The sequence below is a fragment of the Klebsiella sp. JB_Kp031 genome, assembly GCF_040064295.1.
In the GTDB taxonomy this organism is placed as follows: Bacteria; Pseudomonadota; Gammaproteobacteria; order Enterobacterales; family Enterobacteriaceae; genus Klebsiella; species Klebsiella quasipneumoniae.
Genome location: NZ_JBEAJW010000024.1, coordinates 87,013 through 104,113 on the forward strand (window position 1 = coordinate 87,013; position 17,101 = coordinate 104,113).

A 17,101-nucleotide genomic window follows, 5' to 3' on the forward strand; every position below is an offset into this window, starting at 1 on the left:
CTGATGCCCGGTGGCGCTACGCTTACCGGGCCTACGGAAAGATGCCGTTTGTAGGCCGGGTAAGCGTAGCGCCACCCGGCTTTGCATTTAAATCCACGACAAGAAGCCCCATATATGAAGAATGCAACGTTCTACCTTCTGGACAACGAAGACACCGTCGACGGCCTGAGCGCCGTCGAGCAGCTGGTGTGTGACATTGCCGCAGAACGTTGGCGCAACGGCAAGCGCGTCCTGATCGCCTGTGAAGATGAGCAGCAGGCGATTCGTCTCGATGAGGCGCTGTGGTCGCGGCCGCCGGAGAGCTTTGTGCCGCACAATCTGGCGGGCGAAGGCCCGCGAGGCGGCGCGCCGGTGGAGATTGCCTGGCCGCAAAAGCGCAACAGTAGCCCGCGGGATATTCTGATCAGCCTGCGGCTTAACTTTGCAGATTTTGCCACCGCTTTCACAGAAGTGATAGACTTTGTCCCTTACGAAGAAAATCTGAAACAACTGGCGCGCGAACGCTATAAGGCGTACCGCATGGCTGGTTTCAACCTGAACACGGCAACCTGGAAATAATGGAAAAGACATACAACCCACAAGATATCGAACAGCCGCTTTACGAGCACTGGGAAAAGCAGGGCTATTTCAAACCGAATGGTGATGAAAGCCAGGAGAGCTTCTGCATCATGATCCCGCCGCCGAACGTCACCGGCAGTTTGCATATGGGTCATGCCTTCCAGCAAACCATCATGGATACCATGATTCGCTACCAGCGCATGCAGGGCAAAAACACCCTGTGGCAGGCGGGGACCGACCACGCGGGTATCGCTACCCAGATGGTGGTTGAGCGTAAGATTGCCGCTGAAGAAGGAAAAACCCGCCACGACTACGGCCGCGACGCCTTCATCGACAAAATCTGGCAGTGGAAAGCGGAATCCGGCGGCACCATTACCCGTCAGATGCGCCGTCTCGGCAACTCCGTGGACTGGGAGCGCGAGCGCTTCACCATGGACGAGGGGCTTTCCAATGCCGTGAAAGAAGTCTTTGTTCGCCTGTACAAAGAAGATCTGATCTACCGCGGTAAACGCCTGGTTAACTGGGACCCGAAACTGCGCACCGCCATTTCCGACCTCGAAGTGGAAAACCGCGAATCGAAAGGTTCGATGTGGCACATCCGCTACCCGCTGGCCGATGGCGCGAAAACCGCTGACGGTAAAGACTACCTGGTGGTCGCCACTACCCGTCCGGAAACCCTGCTGGGCGATACCGGCGTGGCCGTTAACCCGGAAGATCCGCGCTACAAAGATCTGATTGGCAAATTCGTGATGCTGCCGCTGGTAAACCGCCGCATCCCGATCGTGGGCGACGAACACGCCGACATGGAGAAAGGCACCGGCTGCGTGAAAATCACCCCGGCGCACGACTTTAACGACTACGAAGTGGGTCGTCGTCACCAGCTGCCGATGATCAACATCCTGACCTTTGACGGCGACATCCGCGAAAGCGCGGAAGTGTACGACACCAAAGGCAATGAATCTGACGTCTACTCCAGCGAGATCCCGGCGGAGTTCCAGAAACTGGAACGCTTCGCGGCGCGTAAAGCCGTCGTTGCGGCGGTTGACGCCCTCGGCCTGCTGGAAGAGATCAAACCGCACGACCTGACCGTCCCTTACGGCGACCGCGGCGGCGTGGTTATCGAACCGATGCTGACCGACCAGTGGTACGTGCGCGCGGACGTGCTGGCCAAGCCGGCGGTGGAAGCCGTTGAAAACGGCGACATCCAGTTCGTGCCGAAGCAGTACGAAAACATGTACTTCTCCTGGATGCGCGATATTCAGGACTGGTGTATCTCCCGTCAGCTGTGGTGGGGTCACCGCATTCCGGCATGGTATGACAACGACGGCAACGTCTACGTGGGCCGTAGCGAAGACGAAGTGCGTCAGGAAAACAACCTGAGCGCCGACGTTGCGCTGCGTCAGGACGAAGACGTTCTCGATACCTGGTTCTCCTCCGCGCTGTGGACCTTCTCCACCCTCGGCTGGCCGGAAAACACCGACGCCCTGCGTCAGTTCCACCCAACCAGCGTGATGGTGTCCGGCTTCGACATCATCTTCTTCTGGATCGCCCGCATGATCATGATGACCATGCACTTCATCAAAGATGAAAACGGTAAACCGCAGGTTCCGTTTAAGACCGTCTACATGACCGGTCTGATCCGCGATGACGAAGGCCAGAAGATGTCCAAATCCAAGGGTAACGTTATCGACCCGCTGGATATGGTTGACGGCATCACCCTGCCGGAGCTGCTGGAGAAACGTACCGGCAACATGATGCAGCCGCAGCTGGCGGAGAAAATCCGTAAGCGCACCGAGAAACAGTTCCCGAACGGCATCGAGCCGCACGGCACCGACGCCCTGCGCTTTACCCTGGCGGCGCTGGCCTCTACCGGCCGCGACATCAACTGGGATATGAAGCGTCTGGAAGGTTACCGTAACTTCTGTAACAAGCTGTGGAACGCCAGCCGCTTTGTGCTGATGAACACCGAAGATCAGGATTGCGGCTTCAACGGCGGCGAGATGGTGCTCTCCCTGGCCGACCGCTGGATCCTTGCGGAATTCAACCACACCGTCAAAGCGTATCGCGAAGCGCTGGATAACTTCCGCTTCGATATCGCCGCCGGCATCCTGTATGAGTTCACCTGGAACCAGTTCTGCGACTGGTACCTGGAACTGACCAAGCCGGTCATGAACGGCGGCAGCGAAGCGGAGCTGCGCGGCACTCGCCATACGCTGGTGACTGTGCTGGAAGGTCTGCTGCGCCTGGCGCATCCGATCATTCCGTTCATCACCGAGACCATCTGGCAGCGCGTGAAGGTCATCTGCGGGATCACCGCCGACACCATCATGCTGCAGCCGTTCCCGCAGTACGATGCCTCTCAGGTGGACGACGCGGCGCTGGCCGACACCGAATGGCTGAAGCAGGCGATCGTCGCCGTGCGTAACATCCGTGCGGAAATGAACATCGCTCCGGGCAAACCGCTGGAACTGCTGCTGCGCGGCTGCAGCAAAGAGGCCGAGCGTCGCGTGAACGACAACCGCAGCTTCCTGCTGAATCTGGCGCGTCTGGAAAGCATTACCGTGCTGCCTGCCGAGGATAAAGGTCCGGTCTCGGTGACCAAGATCGTCGACGGCGCCGAACTGCTGATCCCGATGGCGGGCCTCATCAACAAAGAAGATGAGCTGGCGCGTCTGGCGAAAGAAGTGGCCAAAATCGAAGGTGAAATTGGCCGCATCGAAAGCAAGCTGGCCAACGAAGGCTTTGTCGCCCGAGCGCCGGAAGCGGTGATCGCCAAAGAGCGCGAGAAGCTGGAAGGCTACGCGGAAGCGAAAGCGAAGCTTATTGAACAGCAGGCGGTGATCGCCGCGCTGTAACCCTCCCGCCCCTTGCCACCCGGCAAGGGGCGTTTTTATGAAACATCCTCGCTTGCGCTCTCCCCTGCCGCGATGTTATTAACATCATCATTCGTCTTTTTTGGGTAATGAGTCATTGTATGAATACGAGCGTCCCCGCGGCGACGTTGCTGCGTCGCATTACGGCGGCAGACAATCCCGCCATCGCCAGGGTCATCCGTCAGGTCTCCGCTGAATACGGCCTGACCGCCGATAAAGGCTATACGGTCGCCGACCCGAATCTCGATGAGCTATATGAGCTCTACAGCCAGCCGGGCTCCGCCTACTGGGTGGTGGAGAAAGAGGGAGAAGTGGTTGGCGGCGGCGGCGTCGCGCCGCTCGCCTGCAGCGAGCCGGATATCTGCGAGCTGCAGAAAATGTATTTTATGACCAGCGCCCGCGGCCAGGGGCTGGCGAAGAAGCTGGCGCTGCTGGCGCTGGACTACGCCCGCGAGCAGGGCTTTAAACGCTGCTATCTGGAAACCACCGCCTTCCTGACGGAGGCGATCGGCTTATATGAGCATCTTGGCTTCGAACATATTGACGGTCCGCTGGGCTGCACCGGCCACGTGGACTGCGAAGTGCGGATGTTGAAAACGCTGTAGCGCCTCGATATCGCAGGCGTCCCCGGTAGCGCTACGCTTACCGGGGCTACAGTTCGGTAGCCCGGCTAAGCGCAGCGCTACCGGGGTATGTCCCGGATGGCACTGCTGGCACCTTACCCGTGCTCGCGGTGCCGTTTTTTTGTCGGGTGGCGGCTAACGCCTTACCCAACCTACTGCCCGTACTATTGCGAGCTGAAGCTCTCAACGCTATCTCTCTCCCCATGGCTAATGAAACTGCCGGTGTTAGTGGCTACCGGGGCTACAGGGGCCGAATAGCGTGGGCTACGCCGCCGCCGGCACGCCGCTGTGAAAGCGGAACTCGGCCTCCGGACGGAGGATCAGCGCCGCTTCCGCCTCGCCGAGCTGGCGTACCCGCTCGCTGATATCTTCTCCGGCAATCTTCTGCGCCAGATCCAGGTAGTCCTGATAGTGACGCGCTTCCGAGCGCAGCAGCGACAGATAGAACTTCTGCAGATCGTCGTCCAGCCACGGCGCCAGCGCCGCAAAGCGCTCGCAGGAGCGGGCCTCGATATAGGCGCCGCAGATGAGCTTATCGATCAGCATCACCGGCTCATGTGAGCGTACCTCCCGTCGCATGCCGCGGGCATAGTTGCTGGCGGTGATTTTGACATAGGGGATATCGCGCGCCAGCATCATCTCCCGCACTTGCCAGAAGTGATGCAGCTCCTCTTTAATCAGCAAAATCATGCTGTCCAGCAGCTGACGGCCCCATGGGTCGTCGGTCTGCGGCATGGCGCTTTTGTTGATCCGCTTATGCAGAGCGACAAAATCCGGCTCCGGCCCCCGGCGGTAGGTGAAGTCTTCATACGGCTTCAGGCAGTCCAGAAGCTCATCGGCGTCGGCTTTATCCGCGACGTAGCGACGCACCAGCAGCATGGCGTTCTGCGCCGCTTTCAGTTCGCACACCATATGGTCGGTCAGCAGCAGCGGCAGGTTTTCCGGCTTGCGGGCTTCGTCAATCCACGCCTGCGGCGTCGGGCAGTGCAGGAAGTTGATAATCGGGGAGAGTATCTGCGGGTAATCCATGGAAGTTCCTTGCTATACGGCGGCTGGCGCCGCCGTATCCATCTACAACATCTGCGACTTAGTGACGAACACCATCGTCGTCTTCATCGACAAAATCTTCGTCATCATCGCCGTCTTCTTCGCCGTTCGGGTCCTCATAGTAGGTGCCCCAACCGTCATACTCGACGTCAAATTTTTCTGCCAGCGTCATCAGCTGTTCCACCTGGGCATCGATCAGTTCTGCGTTCAGGGCGCATTCGCTCAGAATATCGCAGCAGATGACCACTTCACCCTCTTCCACTTCCAGCTCTTCGGGCTCGGTTACTTCGTAGCCCAGCTTAAAGGCTTCCACCGCCACTTTCTCCAGGGTTTCGAAATCGTCTGCAGAGAGGTGATGCTCAATCGTGTACAGTGCGTCCGGATCGCTGCCATCCTCCAGCAGCTCTTCGATAATCAGACGCGTCTCTTCACGCTGTTCTTCCAGGTGTTCCGGGTTTGCCATGGCTCGTTCCTCATAATGTGCGGCAGTTATCCCTATTGTCACATACCGCCGTCATTGCCTCCACTTCTCAGTGAAAGATTTCGATCACAGACTTGCAAATGAATATTCATACATATAAATTGAATTTTAATTCAATTAGTGGCCTATGCCAGGTGAGGGAACCATGTCTGCGTTTTACCAGAAGCATTTTTTAAAGTTACTCGATTTTACGCCTGCAGAAATCACCGCTCTGCTCGAGCTGGCGGCAAAGCTGAAAGCCGATAAGAAAAACGGTATCGAAGTCCAGAAACTGGCAGGGAAAAACATCGCGCTCATCTTCGAAAAAGACTCAACCCGTACACGATGCTCTTTCGAAGTTGCCGCATACGATCAGGGCGCCCGCGTGACCTACCTGGGGCCAAGCGGCAGCCAGATTGGCCATAAAGAGTCGATCAAGGACACCGCCCGTGTGCTCGGACGGATGTACGACGGCATTCAGTATCGCGGCCACGGCCAGGAAGTGGTGGAGACCCTGGCGCAATATGCCGGCGTGCCGGTATGGAACGGCCTCACCAACGAATTCCACCCTACCCAGCTGCTGGCGGACCTGCTGACCATGAAAGAGCACCTGCCGGGCAAAGCCTTTAACCAGATGACGCTGGTCTACGCCGGCGACGCGCGCAACAACATGGGCAATTCGATGCTGGAAGCCGCGGCGCTGACCGGTCTGGATCTGCGCCTGGTGGCGCCCTCGGCCTGCTGGCCGGAGGCCGCGCTGGTGGAAACCTGTACCGCGCTGGCGAAACAGCAGGGCGGCAACATCACCCTGACGGAAGATATCGCCGCGGGGGTGAAAGGCGCCGATTTTATCTATACCGACGTCTGGGTCTCAATGGGCGAGGCGAAGGAAAAATGGGCCGAACGTATCGCCCTGCTGCGCGACTATCAGGTTAACAGCGCGATGCTGGCGCTGACCGGCAATCCGCAGGTCAAGTTCCTCCACTGCCTGCCGGCGTTCCATGACGACCAGACCACGCTGGGCAAACAGATGGCGGCCGATTACGGCCTGCACGGCGGCATGGAAGTGACTGACGAGGTGTTTGAGTCAGCGGCAAGCGTGGTCTTTGACCAGGCGGAAAACCGAATGCACACCATCAAAGCGGTGATGGTGGCGACGCTGAGCAAATAGTCCTTCGCTCGCCGTCAAATCCCGGATCGCGCGGCGCGTATCCGGGATACCGCCCGTCAGGGCGCTGCGTTACGCCATCAGCATCTTCACCACCGCTTTGCGCACCTTCGCCGGCGCGCCCACGGCGCACAGCGGTTTATGCACTTCCCCGGGATAAAACACCACAAAGTCCCCTTCGTTAAGGATCACCGTTTGCTCCTGCGTCCCCTCCGCCAGGAAAGCGATGTCTTTCTCCGCCAGCCAGTTGGTCTGTGGCTCTCCTGCCGGCAAGGTGCTGAAGGTCATCCCCTCGCTGCCGCGGAGCACAATCTGGATATCGAGATAGCGGGCATGATATTCCGCGCGGCGTGCGGCCTGCGGCTCGGTGGTGTCTTCGGAAATCAGATAAAACAGGTTGTCGCCGTCGATATCGTGTTTACCCAGCGGCGTCGCCTCGCTGACATGGGCGATAACGTGTTCGATAGCCTCGCGCAGCGCGGCCGGCAGCCACGGCTGCAGATGGTGGATATTGCCAATAATCATCGCTCACCTCGAATATAAAACAACATTTCATTTTTGCGTTTTATACCCCCATCGCCGCTGCCATACCAGTACAGTTTCATGGTTCTTTGCGCTGGCGCACTTTTCTGCAGGCAAACGATTACCTGATTGTGAATGAATCGCTTGATCGTCATAACGGTCTGCGTATAATGCCAGTCGTTTTGCCGGGAGGAAGCATGGCCAATTGCGTACGACATTCTGTCTTAGCGCGTCTCAATGCAGACGCTGGCCTGCCGTTTTTCTTTCCGTTGCTCATTGGATTCCCGAAGCCCCTTATTTAAGGGGCTTTTTTTTTGCCCAGGCGTCAGGAGATAAGCATGGCTAACCCGCTATATCAAAAACATATCATTTCCATAAACGATCTCAGCCGCGAAGACCTCGAACTGGTGCTGGCGACGGCGGCAAAGCTGAAAGCCAATCCACAACCCGAGCTGCTGAAGCATAAGGTTATCGCCAGCTGTTTCTTTGAAGCCTCGACCCGCACCCGCCTCTCTTTTGAAACCTCGATGCACCGCCTGGGGGCCAGCGTGGTCGGCTTTTCCGACAGCGCCAACACTTCGCTGGGCAAAAAAGGGGAAACGCTGGCGGATACCATCTCCGTCATCAGCACCTACGTTGATGCCATCGTGATGCGTCATCCGCAGGAGGGCGCGGCCCGTCTGGCGACCGAATTCTCCGGCGGCGTGCCGGTACTGAACGCCGGCGACGGCGCTAACCAGCACCCGACCCAAACCCTGCTCGACCTGTTCACCATTCAGGAGACCCAGGGCCGCCTCGAAAACCTCAACGTGGCGATGGTCGGCGATCTGAAGTATGGCCGTACCGTCCACTCCCTGACCCAGGCGCTGGCCAAGTTCAGCGGCAACCGCTTCTACTTCATCGCCCCGGACGCGCTGGCCATGCCGCAATACATCCTCGATATGCTGGATGAAAAAGGTATCGCCTGGAGCCTGCATAGCGCCATCGACGACGTAATGGCGGAAGTGGATATTCTGTACATGACCCGCGTGCAGAAAGAACGTCTGGATCCGTCGGAATATGCCAACGTCAAAGCGCAGTTCGTCCTGCGCGCCGCCGACCTTGAAGGGGCGCGCGCTAACATGAAGGTGCTGCACCCGCTGCCGCGCATTGACGAAATCACCACCGATGTCGATAAAACGCCGCACGCCTGGTACTTCCAGCAGGCCGGTAACGGCATCTTCGCCCGCCAGGCGTTACTGGCACTGGTACTGAATAGCGAGCTGGCTCTGTAAGGGGGAAATGAGAGATGACACACGACAATAAACTGCAGGTAGAAGCGATCAAACGCGGCACCGTGATCGACCACATCCCGGCGCAGGTCGGCTTTAAGCTGCTCACCCTGTTCAAACTGACCGAAACCGACCAGCGCATCACCATCGGCCTGAACCTGCCCTCCGGCGAGATGGGCCGCAAAGACTTGATTAAAATCGAGAACACCTTCCTGACCGACGAGCAGGTTAACCAGCTGTCGTTATACGCCCCGCAGGCGACGGTAAACCGCATTGATGATTACGAAGTGGTGGGCAAATCCCGCCCGAGCCTGCCGGATCGTATCGACAGCGTGCTGGTCTGCCCGAACAGCAACTGTATCAGCCACGCCGAACCGGTTTCTTCCAGTTTTGCAGTGAAAAAGCGCGCTGATGACATCGCACTCAAATGTAAATACTGCGAAAAAGAGTTTTCTCATTATGTGGTGCTGGCCAACTAAATGCGGTTGGTATTGGTGGTAGGCCTCCCTATAATGGCTACCACCCTACGCTTCGTCCTTCAGGCGGCGTCTGCGCCGGCGATACAGCGCTTATCGCCTGGCGGCAACCTGAATGATTTTGCGTAACATTACTCAGTTCATCTGGAGATAACATGAGCAAAACTATTGCGACGGAAAATGCACCAGCAGCGATTGGCCCATACGTTCAGGGCGTTGACCTCGGCAGCATGATCATCACCTCTGGCCAAATCCCGGTCGACCCGAAAACCGGCAGCGTTCCGGAAGACGTGTCCGCACAGGCGCGCCAGTCGCTGAACAACGTGAAAGCGATCGTTGAAGCCGCTGGCCTCACCGTCGGCGATATCGTCAAGACCACCGTTTTCGTCAAAGACCTCAACGATTTCGCTACCGTTAACGCCACTTACGAAGCGTTCTTCACCGAGCACAACGCCACCTTCCCGGCGCGCTCCTGCGTTGAAGTGGCGCGTCTGCCGAAAGATGTGAAGATCGAGATCGAAGCCATCGCCGTGCGTCGCTGATCGCTAACCTCGGCATGAAAAAAGGCAGCCCGCAGGCTGCCTTTTTTACGTGGGTCATCCGTAAACCTTCCCCTCATTGCCAGCCGTAGCGGCGGCTGTAGAAGCCTTTGACGGTTTGGGTCAGCACCATATAGCCCGCCAGGATCGCCACCAGCCACGGGAAGTAGCTCAGCGGCAGAGCCTGCAGCTGCAGATAGCCCGCCAGCGGCGAGAACGGCAGCGCGATCCCCACCGCCATCACCACCAGGGTCATGGCGAACAGCGGCCAGGCGGCGCGGCTCTGGACGAACGGAATGCGCCGGGTGCGGATCATGTGCACGATCAGCGTTTGCGACAGCAGCCCTTCAATAAACCAGCCGGACTGGAACAGGGTCTGCATCTCCACGGTATTGGCGTGGAACACCCACCACATCAGGCCGAAGGTGAGGATATCGAAAATCGAGCTGATCGGGCCGAAGAAGACCATAAAGCGCCCGAGATCGGCCGGGTTCCAGCGCTGCGGTTTGCGGATCTGTTCATCATCGACGTTATCGAACGGGATCGCCACCTGGGAGACATCGTAGAGCAGGTTTTGAATCAACAGGTGCAGCGGCAGCATCGGCAGAAACGGCAGGAAGGCGCTGGCCACCAGCACGCTGAAGACGTTGCCGAAGTTGGAGCTGGCGGTCATTTTGATGTACTTAAGCATGTTGGCGAAGGTGCGGCGTCCTTCGATCACCCCCTCCTCCAGTACCATCAGGCTCTTCTCCAGCAGAATGATATCCGCCGCCTCGCGGGCAATATCCACCGCGCCGTCGACCGAGATGCCGATGTCCGCCGCGCGCAGCGCCGGGGCGTCGTTGATGCCGTCGCCCATAAAGCCCACCACGTGGCCTTCGCGTTTCAGCAGCGTCACGATACGCTCCTTATGCAGCGGCGCCAGGCGGGCGAAGAGCGTGGTGCGTTTCGCCAGCGCCGCCAGCTCGTCGTCGCTCATCGCTTCAATCTGGCTGCCAATCACCACTTCGCCAGCATCCAGCCCCACTTCATGGCACACCTTGGCCGCCACCAGCTCGCTGTCGCCGGTGAGGATCTTCACCGTGATGCCGCTGGCTTTTAATGCTTTCAGCGCCGGAGCGGTGGTCTCTTTCGGCGGATCGAGGAAGGCGATGTAGCCTTCCAGGATCAGGTCCGACTCATCGGCGCGCTGGTAGTCGCCTTCGCGGGCCGGCAGATATTTGGTCGCCACCGCCACCACCCGCAGCCCCTGCCGGTTGAGGGTGTCGGTCACCCGGCGAATGCGGCGCAGCATGGTGTCGTCCAGCGGCACGATATCGCCGTTGTAGCGCACCTGGGTTGAGACGTTGAGGATCTCCTGCAGCGCCCCTTTGCAGATCAGCTGATGCGCGTCGTCCTGCTCTTTCACCACCACCGACATGCGGCGGCGTTCGAAGTCGAAGGGGATCTCATCTACCTTCTGCCAGCGCGCCGCCAGCCCGCGGGCGGCCTCCAGCTCAACGCCCTCCAGCACCGCGGTGTCGAGCAGGTTTTTCAGGCCGGTCTGGTAGTGGCTGTTGAGCCAGGCGGCATGCAGTACCCGCTCGCTGACCTTGCCGGAGACGTCGGTATGGTTCTCCAGCACGATTTTATCCTGGGTCAGGGTGCCGGTTTTATCGGTGCAGAGGATGTCCATCGCGCCAAAATTCTGAATGGCGTCGAGGTGTTTGACGATCACCTTTTGTTTTGACAGCTTCACCGCCCCGCGCGCCAGCGTCGAGGTGACGATCATCGGCAGCATCTCCGGCGTCAGGCCGACCGCCACCGACAGCGCGAACAGCGCCGCCTCCCACCAGTCGCCTTTGGTGTAGCCATTGATCAGCAGCACCACCGGGGCCATCACCAGCATAAAGCGGATCAGCAACATGCTCACCCGACTGATGCCTTTCTGGAAGGCGTTCGGTTCGCTCTCCTGCTCGCTGACGCGGCCGGCCAGTTGACCAAACCAGGTGTGGCCGCCGGTGGCGAAGACGATGGCCTGCGCCGAGCCGCTCACCACGTTGGTGCCCATAAAGCACAGGGTGTCGCACTCCAGCGGGTTCTGCTGCAGCGGATCGCGGCTGCGGGCCACTTTCTCCACCGGCAGCGATTCGCCGGTCAGCGAGGCCTGGGCGACGAACAGATCCCGCGCCTGCAGGATACGCAGGTCGGCCGGGATCATGTCTCCCGCCGACAGCCTGATGATGTCGCCCGGCACCAGCTGGTCGATAGGCAGTTCCAGCCAGCGGCTCTCCCCCTGCTCGTTGACCACCCGCAGCACGGTGGCGGTATTGCTCACCATCGCCTTCAGCGCATCCGCCGCTTTGGTCGAGCGCGCCTCCTGGATGAAGTTGAGCAGCGTCGAGATCCCCACCATCAGGGCGATAACCCCGGCGGCGAACAGATCCTCGGTGGAATAGGAGACGATGCCGAGCACCGTCAACAGCAGATTGAACGGGTTGCGGTAGCAAGTCCACAGATGCACCCACCACGGCGAGGGCTTCTGCGCCGGGATCTGGTTGTCACCGTGTTTGAGGATTTTCGCCGCCACTTCGCCTTCATTGAGCCCTTCTGGGTGGCTGTCAAAGGCGCGCCAGATCTCCTGGTCGTCCATCGCCGCCACGTCCAGACACTGTTTGCCCAGCGACTCAGGAATGGGGCCGCTCGCCAGATGACGGGCGTCCGGCAGCGGATCGCGCTGGACTAAACGGCGTGGCAGATGGCGGCTAAGCTGTGCGAACAGCTGCCGGGTATAATTTTTCAGCATAAACAGTCCCTCCGCGCTCGCCAAAGCGAACGCAGCGTTGCCGACGGGCGTAGCAAAACCTACCTGTCAGGCATGTTATTTTTATGGCAGGGACATCAAGGACGTCACTGCTTTACGCTTTCCGGTAAAGCAGTGTTAAACAGGCTTACCGGAAAGAAAGGTTGCTCCATCGAGGATGAGGAGTGGGATCGGGGTCCATAACTATCTCCGGTAAGTGAATATAAACGGCGCGGATTATAGCGCCCTCGTTAAGGATTGTGTGGCAATAATGGCGATGATAAACCCGCGCAACTAAACCGAACGTAAACCAGACTTTGCTCATTGCGGTTTGGTTGAGTAGCATTATGCTCACTTCTACCCCCTGACGAGAATTCCGCATGCAGAACCGGCTGACCATCAAAGATATCGCGCGCTTAAGCGGCGTAGGGAAATCAACGGTATCCCGCGTCCTCAACAACGAGAGCGGGGTCAGCGAACGGACCCGCGAGCGCGTCGAAGCGGTGATGCAGCAGCACGGTTTCTCGCCCTCCCGCTCCGCCCGCGCCATGCGCGGCCAGAGCGATAAAGTGGTGGCGATTATCGTCACCCGTCTCGATTCGCTGTCGGAAAACCTCGCCGTGCAGACCATGCTGCCCGCCTTTTATGAGCAGGGTTACGACCCGATTATGATGGAGAGTCAGTTCTCCCCGGGGCTGGTGGAGGAGCATCTCGGCATGCTCGCCCGGCGTAATATTGACGGCGTGGTACTGTTCGGTTTTACCGGCATCGACGAGGCGATGCTCGCCCCCTGGCGCGACACCCTGGTGCTGATGGCCCGCGACGCCCCCGGCTTCGCCTCGGTGTGCTATGACGACGAGGGGGCCATCACGCTGCTGATGCAGCGGCTCTACGATCGCGGACATCGCCACATCAGCTTCCTTGGCGTACCGCACAGCGACGTCACCACCGGCGAACGCCGACATCTCGCCTACCTCGCCTTCTGTAAAAAGCATCGTCTGACGCCCACCGCCGCCCTGCCGGGGCTGGGCATGAAGCAGGGGTATGACACCGTCGCCAGCGTGTTGACGGCCGAGACCAGCGCCCTGGTCTGCGCCACCGATACCCTCGCCCTCGGCGCCAGCAAGTACCTCCAGCAGCAGGGCCGCGATGCGCTGCAGCTCGCCAGCGTCGGCAGCACGCCGCTTATGAAGTTTCTCCACCCGGAAATCTTGACCGTCGATCCGGGCTATGCCGAGTCCGGACGCCGGGCCGCCCGGCAGTTGATCGAGCAGATCGCCGGCAGCGTTGATCCCCGCCAGATCGTAATTCCCGCCGCCCTGAATTAATCTCGTTCGGGCGATTTATGTGATCGTCGCCGGGTTTCGGGAACGTTCCCATTTTGCAAATCAAGCGGAACGGTTAGGATGCCCTCAAGGTAAAAACGGCATCTCTCCCCCTCTGTTTTTGAGGCTTCATCATGAGCAAAGTAAACCAGCAGGACATCGATAAACTGATCGAACTGGTGGGCGGGCGCGGCAATATCGCCACCGTCAGCCACTGTATTACCCGTTTGCGCTTTGTGCTGAACGACCCGGCCATCGCCAGACCAAAAGAGATTGAGCAGCTGCGCATGGTGAAGGGATGCTTCACTAACGCCGGCCAGTTCCAGGTGGTCATCGGCACCGAGGTGGGCGATTACTACAAAGCCCTGCTGGCGACCACTGGCCAGACTTCCGCCGATAAAGAGCAGGTCAAACAGGCCGCGCGGCAAAATATGAAGTGGCATGAACAGCTGATTTCGCACTTCGCCGAGATCTTCTTCCCACTGCTGCCGGCGCTGATCAGCGGCGGTCTGATCCTCGGTTTCCGCAACGTCATCGGCGACTTACCCATGAGCAACGGCCAGACGCTGGCCCAGATGCACCCGTCGCTGAAAACCATCTATGACTTCCTGTGGCTGATTGGCGAGGCGATCTTCTTCTATCTGCCGGTGGGGATCTGCTGGTCGGCGGTGAAGAAGATGGGCGGTACGCCGATCCTCGGGATCGTCCTTGGCGTGACCCTGGTGTCCCCGCAGCTGATGAATGCCTATCTCCTCGGCCAGCAGGTGCCGGAGGTGTGGAACTTCGGCCTGTTTACCATTGCCAAAGTCGGCTACCAGGCGCAGGTGATCCCGGCCCTGCTGGCTGGCCTGGCCTTAGGCTTTATCGAGACGCGCCTCAAGCGCATCGTGCCTGACTACCTCTACCTGGTCATTGTCCCGGTCTGCTCGCTGATCCTCGCGGTGTTCCTCGCGCACGCCATTATCGGTCCGTTCGGCCGCCTGATCGGCGACGGCGTGGCCTTCGCGGTACGCCATCTGTTAACCGGCAGCTTCGCGCCGATCGGCGCCGCGCTGTTTGGCTTCCTCTACGCGCCGCTGGTGATCACCGGCGTCCACCAGACCACCCTCGCCATCGATATGCAGATGATCCAAAGCATGGGCGGCACCCCGGTGTGGCCGCTGATTGCGCTGTCCAACATTGCCCAGGCATCGGCGGTGGTCGGCATCATCATCGCCAGCCGCAAGCAGAATGAACGTGAAATCTCGGTGCCGGCGGCGATCTCCGCCTATCTCGGGGTCACCGAGCCGGCAATGTACGGTATCAACCTGAAGTACCGCTTCCCGATGCTGTGCGCAATGATCGGCTCCGGCCTCGCCGGCCTGCTGTGCGGCCTGAACGGCGTGCTGGCGAACGGCATCGGCGTCGGCGGCCTGCCGGGGATCCTCTCCATCCAGCCAACCTACTGGCAGGTGTACGCCATGGCGATGGCCATCGCGGTGGTGGTGCCGATTATCCTCACCACCGTGGTGTATCAGCGCAAGTACCGTCAGGGCACCTTGCAGATTGTCTAACTTCTTCTTTCGGGGCGCCTTTGGCGCCCCTCGTTGCAGCAGGAAAGTACTATGAATCAACTCCCCCACTGGTGGCAAAACGGCGTTATTTATCAAATCTATCCGAAGAGTTTTCAGGATACCACCGGCAGCGGTACCGGCGACCTGCGCGGCGTCACCTCCCGCCTCGACTATCTGCAAAAGCTTGGGGTAGACGCCATCTGGCTGACGCCGTTCTACGTCTCTCCGCAGGTGGATAACGGCTACGACGTGGCGAACTACACCGCCATCGATCCCTCCTACGGCACGATGGCCGACTTTGACGCCCTGGTGGCGGAGGCGAAGGCCCGCGGGATCCGCATCGTGCTGGATATGGTGCTGAACCATACCTCGACCGAACACGAATGGTTCCGTCAGTCGCTGAATAAGGAAAGCCCCTACCGTCAGTTCTATATCTGGCGCGATGGCGAACCGGACGCCCTGCCGAACAACTGGCGCTCCAAGTTTGGCGGCAACGCCTGGCAGTGGCACGCCGACAGCAGGCAGTATTATCTGCACCTGTTCGCCATTGAGCAGGCGGATCTCAACTGGGAGAATCCGGCGGTGCGCGCCGAGCTGAAAAAGGTCTGCGAATTCTGGGCTGACCGCGGCGTCGACGGTCTGCGCCTCGACGTGGTCAACCTGATCTCAAAAGACCAGACCTTTCCCTGCGATCTGGACGGGGATGGCCGCCGCTTCTATACCGACGGCCCGCGGGTGCATGAGTTCCTGCAGGAGATGAGCCGCGATGTCTTCACCCCGCGTAACCTGATGACCGTCGGCGAGATGTCTTCCACCTCGCTGGAACACTGCCAGCAGTACGCCGCGCTGGACGGCCGCGAGCTGTCGATGACCTTTAACTTCCACCATTTAAAAGTCGATTATCCCGGCGGAGAGAAATGGACCCTCGCCCGCCCGGACTATGTGGCGCTGAAGGCGCTGTTCCGCCACTGGCAGCAGGGGATGCACAACCGGGCATGGAACGCGCTGTTCTGGTGTAACCACGATCAGCCGCGCATCGTCTCGCGCTTTGGCGACGAAGGCGCGTACCGGGTGCCGGCGGCGAAGATGCTGGCGATGGTGCTGCACGGCATGCAGGGCACGCCCTATATTTATCAGGGCGAAGAGATCGGTATGACCAATCCGCACTTCAACAGCATCAGCGATTATCGCGACGTCGAGAGCCACAATATGTTTATCGAACGTGCGGCGCAGGGGCAAAGCCCGGACGAACTGCTGGCAATCCTTGCCAGCAAGTCGCGCGACAACAGCCGCACGCCGATGCCGTGGCACGCCGGCGAGAACGGTGGCTTCAGCGACGGTGAGCCGTGGATCGGCCTTGGCGATAACTACCGGGAGATCAACGTCGAGGCGGCGCTGGCGGACCCCGATTCGGTGTTTTATGCCTATCAGCGGCTGATTACGCTGCGTAAAACCCTGCCGCTGCTGACCTGGGGTGATTATCAGGATCTCCTGCCTGACCATCCGTCGCTGTGGTGCTATCGCCGTCAGTGGCAGGGACAAACGCTGGTGGTCGCCGCCAACCTGAGCCGCGACCTGCAGACCTGGCAGCCAGAGGAGGCCCCAGGCGACTGGAAGATGATTATCAGCAACTATGCCGAGACCACGCCCCGCCCGACCGGGCTGACGCTGCGGCCGTTCGAAGCGGTATGGTGGCTGCAGGCGTAAGGTATCCCCTCCCCTCCCGAGATGAGAAGGTCATGCCTGGCGCCGGTGGCGAACGCCAGGCATTTTTGCTTATTTTCCAGCCAGATAAATTTACATTTATCGCCAGCGCCCATCATCCGTACTCTCACCTTTTTACCTTGTTCTGGGTCAATAAAATCGCAAACATCTTTGATGCAAATCACTACATATAGAACTTA

Annotated in this window: 16 protein-coding genes; 12 read left to right on the forward strand and 4 right to left on the reverse strand. The window is 59.4% G+C overall.

The annotated features are described in order from the left end of the window. Nucleotides 1–114: 114 nt before the first annotated feature. From holC to ABLV64_RS09710, 3 genes are all read left to right on the forward strand, one after another. Complete coding sequence (gene holC, locus ABLV64_RS09700) at nt 115–558, forward strand: DNA polymerase III subunit chi (protein WP_004206530.1); 444 nt, start codon at nt 115–117, stop codon at nt 556–558. Then, a complete protein-coding gene (locus ABLV64_RS09705) occupies nt 558–3,413 on the forward strand; it encodes a valine--tRNA ligase (RefSeq protein ID WP_053810834.1) in 2,856 nt (951 codons plus the stop codon). The genes holC and ABLV64_RS09705 overlap by 1 nt, the downstream gene beginning before the upstream one ends. Before the next feature lie 119 nt (nt 3,414–3,532). After that, nucleotides 3,533–4,036: a GNAT family N-acetyltransferase gene (locus ABLV64_RS09710; protein ID WP_017900565.1), complete on the forward strand. Its 504-nt coding sequence runs from the start codon at nt 3,533–3,535 to the stop codon at nt 4,034–4,036. Nucleotides 4,037–4,318: 282 nt separating this feature from the next. On the opposite strand, the gene miaE is transcribed toward ABLV64_RS09710, so the two are convergent. Next, a complete protein-coding gene (gene miaE / locus ABLV64_RS09715) occupies nt 4,319–5,083 on the reverse strand; it encodes a tRNA isopentenyl-2-thiomethyl-A-37 hydroxylase MiaE (RefSeq protein WP_004206526.1) in 765 nt (254 codons plus the stop codon). Between the two features lie 58 nt (nt 5,084–5,141). Continuing rightward, entirely contained in the window at nt 5,142–5,564 is a 423-nt protein-coding gene (rraB, locus tag ABLV64_RS09720) for a ribonuclease E inhibitor RraB (protein ID WP_004206524.1), read from the reverse strand. Nucleotides 5,565–5,727: 163 nt separating this feature from the next. Here rraB and argF point away from each other — a divergent pair, with 163 nt between their 5' ends. Beyond that, a complete protein-coding gene (gene argF / locus ABLV64_RS09725) occupies nt 5,728–6,732 on the forward strand; it encodes an ornithine carbamoyltransferase (protein WP_004178387.1) in 1,005 nt (334 codons plus the stop codon). Between the two features lie 69 nt (nt 6,733–6,801). Here the strand turns inward: argF and ABLV64_RS09730 are convergent, their stop codons facing one another. After that, on the reverse strand, nt 6,802–7,254 hold the full coding sequence (locus ABLV64_RS09730; RefSeq protein WP_049003738.1) for a YhcH/YjgK/YiaL family protein: 453 nt from the start codon (nt 7,252–7,254) through the stop codon (nt 6,802–6,804). Nucleotides 7,255–7,448: 194 nt separating this feature from the next. Between ABLV64_RS09730 and ABLV64_RS09735 the strand changes: the two genes are divergently transcribed. The 5 genes from ABLV64_RS09735 to ridA all read left to right on the forward strand — a co-directional run bounded on the left by ABLV64_RS09735 (nt 7,449) and on the right by ridA (nt 9,540). Further along, entirely contained in the window at nt 7,449–7,553 is a 105-nt protein-coding gene (locus ABLV64_RS09735) for a pyrBI operon leader peptide (RefSeq protein WP_002886930.1), read from the forward strand. Continuing rightward, on the forward strand, nt 7,528–7,587 hold the full coding sequence (locus ABLV64_RS09740) for a pyrBI operon leader peptide (RefSeq protein WP_227650304.1): 60 nt from the start codon (nt 7,528–7,530) through the stop codon (nt 7,585–7,587). Before ABLV64_RS09735 ends, ABLV64_RS09740 begins: the two co-directional genes overlap by 26 nt. Nucleotides 7,588–7,589: 2 nt before the next feature. Beyond that, complete coding sequence (pyrB, locus tag ABLV64_RS09745) at nt 7,590–8,525, forward strand: aspartate carbamoyltransferase (protein WP_004206522.1); 936 nt, start codon at nt 7,590–7,592, stop codon at nt 8,523–8,525. A 14-nt stretch (nt 8,526–8,539) separates the two neighbouring features. Further along, nucleotides 8,540–9,001: an aspartate carbamoyltransferase regulatory subunit gene (gene pyrI, locus ABLV64_RS09750; RefSeq protein ID WP_002886927.1), complete on the forward strand. Its 462-nt coding sequence runs from the start codon at nt 8,540–8,542 to the stop codon at nt 8,999–9,001. 152 nt (nt 9,002–9,153) lie between these two features. Continuing rightward, the gene (gene ridA, locus ABLV64_RS09755) at nt 9,154–9,540 is read left to right on the forward strand and encodes a 2-iminobutanoate/2-iminopropanoate deaminase (protein WP_002886926.1); all 387 of its coding nucleotides are present in this window, start codon (nt 9,154–9,156) and stop codon (nt 9,538–9,540) included. Nucleotides 9,541–9,613: 73 nt separating this feature from the next. Here the strand turns inward: ridA and mgtA are convergent, their stop codons facing one another. Then, the gene (gene mgtA / locus ABLV64_RS09760) at nt 9,614–12,322 is read right to left on the reverse strand and encodes a magnesium-translocating P-type ATPase (protein WP_004206521.1); all 2,709 of its coding nucleotides are present in this window, start codon (nt 12,320–12,322) and stop codon (nt 9,614–9,616) included. 377 nt (nt 12,323–12,699) lie between these two features. On the opposite strand from mgtA, the gene treR reads away from it, so the two are divergent. The 3 genes from treR to treC all read left to right on the forward strand — a co-directional run bounded on the left by treR (nt 12,700) and on the right by treC (nt 16,904). After that, nucleotides 12,700–13,647 carry a trehalose operon repressor TreR gene (gene treR / locus ABLV64_RS09765; RefSeq protein ID WP_069135465.1) on the forward strand — a complete coding sequence of 316 codons (948 nt, stop codon included), beginning with the start codon at nt 12,700–12,702 and terminating at the stop codon, nt 13,645–13,647. A gap of 131 nt (nt 13,648–13,778) precedes the next feature. Further along, nucleotides 13,779–15,197, forward strand: a complete 1,419-nt coding sequence (treB, locus tag ABLV64_RS09770) for a PTS trehalose transporter subunit IIBC (protein WP_004206516.1) — start codon at nt 13,779–13,781, stop codon at nt 15,195–15,197. 51 nt (nt 15,198–15,248) lie between these two features. Next, nucleotides 15,249–16,904 (forward strand): alpha,alpha-phosphotrehalase, encoded by a 1,656-nt coding sequence (treC, locus tag ABLV64_RS09775; protein ID WP_348843277.1) that lies wholly within the window; start codon nt 15,249–15,251, stop codon nt 16,902–16,904. Nucleotides 16,905–17,101 lie beyond the last annotated feature (197 nt).